This is a genomic window from Dietzia sp. NPDC055877 (genome assembly GCF_053615975.1).
The window spans coordinates 1-6,214 of record NZ_JBSHCV010000035.1 but is presented as its reverse complement, the minus strand read 5'-3'; the positions used below and the strand labels follow the sequence as shown (position 1 = coordinate 6,214).

Sequence of the window (6,214 nt, the reverse complement as noted above, 5' to 3'; positions counted from 1 at the left end):
CGCAGCTGCAGCCCGCGAAAGTGAGTCGCTGCCAGAATGCAGGTGGCTGGATGCCCACCCATCTATGGCACGTACACCACGGCCGATAACCAGACGTTATGACAAGTAAAAGGTGTCGAGGTGTCGATTGTGCGAACTCGACACCTCCCCGAATGGCTCGCAGCTCGTTCGAACTCGGGCTGCGCCTGACCTGCGAGCAGGTGCGCATCGCGCAGAACAACAAGGACCGCCTTGATTCAGCAAGGTCCGCCGACGGCGCCTGGGCGGTTCAGATCGTGGCCGAACTCGGCCGGGATGGGTTTGTCTCCCTGCTTGCGGGCAGCAAGAAAATCATCAACAAGTTGCACGCATCCGTCGTGGTCGACCGTGCAGAGCCCAGTGAGGCGAGCGAACACGACGGGGCCGAGGAGCTGAACGATCGCGAAGGTGGTGTCGATGTTGCCGAGCTGTGCCTGTACGTCAGGCTGTGTGAGGATGCGGTCAAAGGGCTGCCGGTACTCCTCGATGACTCGACTGCGCAGTGAGGTGATCGCGGCCGAATCGGCAGGATCGCCGCCGACTGATCCGATTGACAGCCAAGCCAGAGTCGTAATGTTCAGCGGCGCCTGGTCAATCAGGTCGGCTTGGGCCGTGAGAAGCGCGATGAGTTGGTCTCGTACCGACCCACTGTCGGCAGAGACCTCGACGCGAGGCAACAGCCGCTCGAAGGTCGCCGCAAGCAACTGGGCGGTCCCGCCGAAATGCCGATAGAGCGTGGCCCGCGCAACCTTTGACATTCGAGTGACCGCCTCGACGGTAACCGCCTCTACACCACCAGTGCTCAGGAGATGCGTGGCAGCGTCGAGCAATCGTTTTCGTGAGCGCAGCAGTCGCGGATCGAGCTGATCGTCGTCCGTAGCGGGCCGGTCAGCACTCCAGTCGTTCACGCTCTCCCCTTCGGCCGACGGTCACTTCTCGTCCAAGCTAACCTGTCCAGCCAGCCGGATACTGTGATACTACTTGTCTCAGACCAAGACCGATCATCTCACAGCAAGGGGCCGGCGATGCACTCACCCCAACAGACCATCACCGAGTCATCCCGGTGGACCCGAGCCGAATGGTGGATGCTCACGGTGTCGTGCCTAGCCGTGGCGTTGGTGGTCGCGGCCATGGCCGCGCTGTATTCGGCATTACCGGAGATTGCGGTAGAGACTGGAGCGACGCAAGCCCAGCTGACCTGGATCGTCGACGGCTACACGCTGGTACTGGCGTGCCTGGTCCTGCCCGCTGGAGCGATCGGTGACCGCTATGGCAGACGCGCAGTTCTCGTAATAGGCCTGGCGATATTCACCATTGCGTCCGCACTTCCCCTGCTGCTGTCTGACCCGGCCTGGTTGATCGCTGCGCGAGCGATTGCCGGGGCGGGCGCTGCACTGGTAATGCCCTCGACGCTATCGATTCTGACTGCTGGTTTCGCCGCCGTTCATCGCGGCCGAGCAGTAGGTGTGTGGGCTGGAGTCGCCGGCTCCGGAGCAGTGTTAGGCATCCTCGGCGCCGGGGTGCTGCTTGAGCGCTGGTCGTGGGTGTCGGTATTTGTCGGACTGACCGCAGCGGGAGCCCTACTGGCCGCGCTGGCATGCACGATCGCTGAGTCCAGCCAGCATGATCACCCTCCCGTGGACTGGGTGGGCGCGGCGGCAGCTGCAGTCGCGGTTGCGGGAATCGTATTCGCCACGATCGAGTTTCCAGCGCGGGGCTGGGCCGACCCGATCGTTCTCGCCAGCGCCGGGGCCGGTATGTTGGCGACAGCCTTTTTTATCCTGATTGAGCTGCGATCCTCGGCCCCCTTGTTGGATGTTCGGTTGTTCGCCAAGCGCGGCTTCAGCGCCGGCTCGTTGTCGGTGGCCATCCAATTCTTGGTCACTTTCGGGGTATTCCTACTCCTGGTGCAGTACCTGCAACTGATCCTGGGATACGGACCGCTGGCCTCGGCGTTGGGATTGGTGCCGATGACGGTCCCCCTGATCGTGATCTCGGTGATCGCCCCCCGACTGTCACAGCGATTTGGACTACGAGTGATGACCGTCGCCGGTCTGGTGACCATCGCAGTTGGCCTGATGCTGGTCAGCCGGATGACCGTCGACGCACGTTACCTCGACCTGCTATGGCCGCTGTTGATCATGAGCGCAGGGCTCGGACTATGCACAGCCCCAGCGACCTACGCGATCATCGCCGAAACTCCGGAGAGCAAACACGGGGTCGCCGCCGCAGTCAACGATGCGGCCCGCGAGATCGGCGCTGCGATGGGGATCGCAGTGGCCGGCAGCGTGCTGGCCGCCGGATACACCCGCCACATCCAACCCGCCCTGCCTCAGTTACCCGAACCTGCCCGCGGTCCGGTCTCCGACTCCCTGGCCGCCGCCCTAGAGATCGCCGCACAAGCCGGACCAATGGCGCAACCATTGGTCGACTACGCCAAAGAGGCATTTGTCAACGGCAGCAGTCAGGCCACACTTACGTTGGCAATCCTCACCGCCGCAGCCGCAGTCTTGCTAGCGATCCTTGCCCCGGGCACTGCTCCGCGTGACCACAAGACCACGGCCAGTTCCACAGCACCGGCACACCGGGACAGCGTCGGATAGGTGGCCCGTCCGGCTTCCCGCTGCACTGACTCGTGCCTGGAGAAACTGCGCAAGGTCAGCAAGAACCGCGGTCCCTCCCGAGTGCCGAATCTCGGCGGTCGAGCTGCTGTGGCTAGCGATACCCACCATCTTCAGGGCGGGGTCAGTGGCTGGTGTGTGGCTTTCGCCGTTATATGGCGGGGTTCTGTCGACGCTCTGTGGCGGCATCTGCTCATGGCGATACACGCGAGCACCGGTCTGGTCACAGATAGCGGCAGACGGTCGTGGTGTCGCATTTGGTGGGGTCGCTGGTGGTGGCACTGTGGTGAAGGTGCGCGACGGTGTGTCGCAGTGCTTGCAGGTCGGCGATTTGGCGGTCCAGGTCGCCCAGGTGGGCTTCGAGCAGGGCGTGCACGTGCTGGCAGGGTGCGACTCCGGCGTCGCGGATGTCGAGGATCTCGCGAATCTGGGCCAGGGTGAGCCCAGCGGTGCGGCCGCGGCGAACGAAGTCCAGGCGCGCCAGGGCCGCAGGGGTGTAGTCGCGGTATCCGTTGGCGGTGCGCTCAGGCGCAGGTAGTAGGCCGGCTTCTTCGTAGAAGCGCAGCGTCTTGGTTGTGGTGCCGCTGGCCACGGCCAACTCACCGATGCGCACAGTGGCCCCTTTCTCGGCTCTCGTCCATGTTCGCCTTGACCTTCCTCTGCGCTGGAACGTCCACTATGGACGCTGAAGAGGGGTCACGCGAAGGAAGGTGGGCAAATGGGTGTGGACTACGACGTCGATCTGGCCGTGATCGGCTCAGGAGGCGCGGCGATGTCCGCCGCCATCGCGGCCAGCCAGGCCGGTAAGAGCGTCGTGCTGGTTGAGCGCGGTGTTCTGGGCGGGACGTGCGTGAACATCGGCTGCGTGCCGTCCAAGACGCTCCTGGCGGCCGCCGGGGCCCGGCACGCCGCGCTCACCAATCCCTTCAAAGGTGCCCCAACGTCAGCCGCACCGGTGAACCTCGGCGATCTGGTGGCCCAGAAGGACGCACTCATCGAGCGCCTGCGTGATGCGAAGTACGCCGATGTGGCCGCTGCCTACGGCTTCCAGGTCCGCCCAGGCCAGGCCAGCTTCCTGGACGGGGACACCCTGGCCGTCGACGGCCAGGCGCTGCGGGCCCGGGCCTATCTGGTCGCCACCGGTGCCACCCCCGCCATCCCGGAGGTGGTCGGTCTCGACTCTGTGGACCGGCTGACGTCCACCACCGCGATGCAGCTGACCGAGCTGCCTGAGTCCCTGGTCGTTATCGGTGGCGGGTACGTCGGGATGGAGCAGGCCCAGCTGTTCGCTCACCTCGGCACCCGGGTCTCTGTGGTCGGGCGTCTGGCGCCGCACGCCGAGCCGGAGCTGGCCCAGAGACTTCGGGAAGTCTTCACCGACGACGGCATCACCGTGGTCGAAGAGCGCGCGACCACTGTGGCCCGCGAACCAGGCCCCGCAGGAGAGGTGGTGGTGACCACGGACTCGGGCGAACAGGTGCGCGGCGCGCAGGTCCTGGTGGCCACCGGACGCCTGCCCCGCACCGACGGCCTGAACCTGGCCGCTGCCGGTGTGGACGTGGACGAGCGCGGCTTCGTCGTGGTCGACCAGACCCAGCGCACCTCCAACCCGCGCGTCTGGGCCGCCGGTGACGTCTCGGGGGCTCCCCAGTACGTCTACGCCGCCGCCGCCGGCGGTCGGGCCGCCGCGCTCAACGCCCTGACCGAGGACAGGTACCCGCCGGCAGCTCGGGTCGACTACGCCGGCTTTCCTGCGGTCGTGTTCACCCGGCCCCAGCTGGCCTCGGCGGGGTTGACCGAGGACGAGGCCCTCACCCGAGGGCACGCGTGCGACTGCCGCGTCCTGGACCTGTCCGATGTCCCCCGGGCGCTCGTCCAGCACGACACCCGTGGTGCGGTGAAGCTCGTCGCCGACGCCGTGAGCGGCAAGGTTCTGGGCGTGCACGCCCTGGCGGACGGTGCTGGGGAGATCATGTTGGCGGCCACCTACGCCATCAAAAGCGGCATGACCGTCGACGATCTGGCCGACACCTGGGCGCCGTACCTGACCATGAGCGAAAGCCTGCGCATCGTGGCCGGCCTCTTCCGAAACCAGATGCCGACGTCATGCTGCGCCTGAAACCCGCGGCCCCAGCGGGGTGGACGAGGGCTCCCGCGGCGGCCCGCCTGGCGCCGTGAATGTGCCTTAAAAACCTACAGGTTGTCAAGACGACTTAGTGAGACTCCGGTGGGTGCCTGTAGCGCCAGGAAACCTGTTCAAAACTGGCCGTAGCCCTGGACGAGATTAAGTGTCTTGACAACCTTTAGGTTTTTAGGGCGTTGTCACAACAGTTCAGCAGACGCTGTATAGTTCAGCAAGTGCTGACTATTGCTTCTCGTGTCGATGTGATGAACCGGTTAGGGCGGGCGATGGCCGACCCGACACGGTCCCGAATACTGCTGACCTTGCTGGAGCAGCCGGCCTACCCGGCGGAGCTGGCCCGGGATCTGGAGCTGACACGGTCGAACGTGTCGAACCATCTGGCATGCCTGCGCGACTGCGGGATCGTTGTCGCAGTGCCCGAAGGTCGCCAGACCCGGTATGAGATCGTAGACCCGCACTTGGCCCGGTCGCTATCTTCCTTGGTCGAGATCACCCTCGCGGTCAACGAAAACGCCTCCTGCTTGGAGCCCGACTGCTCAGTGCCGGGTTGTCACGCCACGGAGGTGCAGGCGTGATCCTGTCCTCGGCCCTGCAGGCGATCGGCCTGTTCATTGCCACCAATATCGACGACATCATCGTCCTGTCGCTGTTTTTCGCCCGCGGAGCAGGCCAACGCGGAACCACCGCACGCATTCTGGCCGGCCAGTATCTCGGGTTCGCCGGCATCCTCGGCGTGGCTGTGCTCGTCTCCCTGGGCGCGGGAGTCTTCCTGCCCCCGCAGGCCATCCCTTACTTCGGGCTGATCCCACTGGGCTTGGGACTGTGGGCCGCGTGGCAGGCCTGGCGCGGGGACGATGATGACGACGATGCAAAGGTCGAGGGCAAGAACGTCGCCGTGTGGACCGTGGCCGGCGTAACCTTCGCCAACGGTGGAGACAACATCGGCGTTTACGTCCCCGTCTTTCTCAACGTGGGCCCGGGAGCCGTGGTCGCCTACTGCATCGTGTTCCTGGTGCTGGTGGCGGGACTGGTGGGCCTGGCAAGGTTCGTCGCCACCCGCCGACCGATCGCCGAAGTCCTGGAGCGCTGGGAACACATCCTGTTCCCGATTGTCCTGATCGGCCTAGGCGCCTTCATTCTGATCAGCGGCGGAGCATTCGGACTCTGACAAAACAGACGCAAACCCGGCCGCCCACCCGTGAGCCGCCGACTCGCTCTAACCCTTTCGGCCAGAACGCCCGATTGGTACGTCGTACGTCGCCGCCAAGAAGTAACCACAGAAGACCGCCACAAAGCGATCAAGTCCACAACTCACGCCCCGCCGCCGCCCTGTCGCATTTGACGATCCTCCATTACGACGCACCTAGAGGGGCATGGTCGGAAGGCTCCGAGCCAGTCCGGTCGTCCCGTAGATATGTCGCGCCAGCGAGTT

The 6,214-nt window shown here is 65.1% G+C and carries 6 protein-coding genes; 4 read left to right on the top strand and 2 right to left on the bottom strand.

Annotated elements, in window-relative coordinates:
• Window positions 1-236 precede the first annotated feature (236 nt).
• The gene (locus ACWGLC_RS17635; RefSeq protein WP_204719062.1) at window positions 237-926 is read right to left on the bottom strand and encodes a TetR/AcrR family transcriptional regulator; all 690 of its coding nucleotides are present in this window, start codon (window positions 924-926) and stop codon (window positions 237-239) included.
• 117 nt (window positions 927-1,043) lie between these two features.
• On the opposite strand from ACWGLC_RS17635, the gene ACWGLC_RS17630 reads away from it, so the two are divergent.
• A complete protein-coding gene (locus ACWGLC_RS17630; protein ID WP_452101085.1) occupies window positions 1,044-2,621 on the top strand; it encodes an MFS transporter in 1,578 nt (525 codons plus the stop codon).
• A 241-nt stretch (window positions 2,622-2,862) separates the two neighbouring features.
• Here ACWGLC_RS17630 and ACWGLC_RS17625 read toward each other — a convergent pair whose 3' ends face one another.
• Complete coding sequence (locus ACWGLC_RS17625; protein WP_007928756.1) at window positions 2,863-3,252, bottom strand: heavy metal-responsive transcriptional regulator; 390 nt, start codon at window positions 3,250-3,252, stop codon at window positions 2,863-2,865.
• 105 nt (window positions 3,253-3,357) lie between these two features.
• Here ACWGLC_RS17625 and merA point away from each other — a divergent pair, with 105 nt between their 5' ends.
• The 3 genes from merA (at window position 3,358) to ACWGLC_RS17610 (ending at window position 5,950) form a co-directional block, all read left to right on the top strand.
• Window positions 3,358-4,758, top strand: coding sequence for a mercury(II) reductase (gene merA, locus ACWGLC_RS17620; RefSeq protein ID WP_017838447.1), 1,401 nt, complete (start codon window positions 3,358-3,360; stop codon window positions 4,756-4,758).
• A gap of 239 nt (window positions 4,759-4,997) precedes the next feature.
• The gene (gene cmtR, locus ACWGLC_RS17615) at window positions 4,998-5,357 is read left to right on the top strand and encodes a Cd(II)/Pb(II)-sensing metalloregulatory transcriptional regulator CmtR (protein ID WP_421098106.1); all 360 of its coding nucleotides are present in this window, start codon (window positions 4,998-5,000) and stop codon (window positions 5,355-5,357) included.
• Window positions 5,354-5,950 carry a cadmium resistance transporter gene (locus tag ACWGLC_RS17610; protein ID WP_017838449.1) on the top strand — a complete coding sequence of 199 codons (597 nt, stop codon included), beginning with the start codon at window positions 5,354-5,356 and terminating at the stop codon, window positions 5,948-5,950. Before cmtR ends, ACWGLC_RS17610 begins: the two co-directional genes overlap by 4 nt.
• Window positions 5,951-6,214: the final 264 nt, after the last annotated feature.